Annotated in this window: 1 protein-coding gene; it reads left to right on the forward strand. The window is 74.2% G+C overall.

Annotation, left to right across the window (positions count from 1 at the left end; translation table 11 throughout):
* On the forward strand, positions 1-1,528 hold a 1,528-nt coding region (locus ND748_RS31740), incomplete at both ends, for a glycosyltransferase family 39 protein (RefSeq protein WP_251749969.1).

A 1,528-nucleotide genomic window follows, 5' to 3' on the forward strand; every position in this document is an offset into this window, starting at 1 on the left:
GGCGGGCGGTGCGGGGGCGGCCGGCCGATCCGGTGTGGGCCCGGCCGGCGCTCGTCGGGCTGCTCGCCGCCGCGGCGGTGCTCTACGTCTGGGACCTGGGCGCCTCGGGCTATGCGAACAGCTTCTACGCGGCGGCGGTCCAGGCCGGGACGAAGAGCTGGAAGGCGTTGCTGTTCGGATCGCTCGACTCCGGGAACTTCATCACCGTCGACAAGCCGCCGGCGTCGCTGTGGGCGATGGCGCTGTCCGGGCGCATCTTCGGCTTTTCGAGCTGGAGCATGCTCGTTCCGCAGGCGCTGGGCGGCGTGGCCGCGGTCGGCCTGCTGTTCGCGGCCGTGCGCAGGTGGTTCGGCCCCGCCGCCGGCCTGCTGGCCGGCTCCGCGCTGGCCCTCACCCCGGTGGCGGCGCTGATGTTCCGCTTCGACAACCCGGACGGCCTGCTCACCTTCGTCCTCGTCCTGGCCGGATACTGCCTGGTCCGCGCGCTCGAGGAGACGTCGACGAAGTGGATGGCGGCGACCGGCGCCGCGCTCGGCCTGGCCTTCCTGACGAAGACGCTGCAGGGTTTCCTGGTGCTGCCCGCGTTCGCTCTGGTCTACCTGATCGCCGCGCCGACCGGCTGGCGGCGGCGGGTGTGGCAGCTTCTCGCGGGCGGGCTGGCGATCGTGGTCGCCGCCGGCTGGTGGGTGGCGACGGTCGCGCTGTGGCCGAAGGGTTCGCGTCCCTACATCGGTGGTTCCACCGACAACAGCGCGCTCGGCCTGGCCTTCGGCTACAACGGCCTGGGCCGGATCTTCGGCGGTGACGGCAACCGCGGCGGTGGCGGCGGGGGGTTCGGCGGCGGCCGGGCGAACCTGAGCGAGCTGGCCAGGCGCGATCCGCAGCTGGCCGAACGGGTGCAGGCGGCGCTGGACGGTCGTCGTGGTGGTGCTGGTGGTGGTGGCGGCGGGTTCGGGGGTGGCGGGTTCGGGGGCGGCGCCGGCTGGGACCGGCTGTTCGGCGACCAGATCGGCGGCCAGGTCTCCTGGCTGATCCCGGGCGCGCTGATCCTGCTCCTCGGCGGCCTGTGGGTGACCAGGCGGGCGCCGCGCACGGACCGGACCCGGGCCGCGCTGCTCCTCTGGGGCGCCTGGATGATCGTGACGTCGATCGTGCTGAGCTTCGCGCAGGGAACCTTCCACCCCTACTACACGGCGTCGATCGCGCCGGGCATCGCCGGACTGGTCGGCGTCGGCACCTGGACGCTGTGGCGGACCAGGCAGCAGAGGACGAGCCGGCTGTTGCTGGCCGCCGCGGTCGCGGCGACCGGAGCCTGGTCGTTCACCCTGCTGGACCGCACCCCGTCCTGGTATCCATGGCTGCGGGTGGTGGTGACGGTGGCCGCCGTCGCCGCGACGGCAGCGTTGCTGATCCGGCGCGCGCTCGTCGGACGGACGGCCATTGCCGTCGCGGTCTGCGCCGCCGTCGCCGTCCTCGGCGGCCCGGCGGCGTTCGCGGCCGTCACCGCCACGATCCCGCAGTCCGGGGG

This window comes from Frankia sp. AiPs1 (assembly GCF_023716945.1).
Lineage (GTDB): Bacteria > Actinomycetota > Actinomycetes > Frankiales > Frankiaceae > Frankia.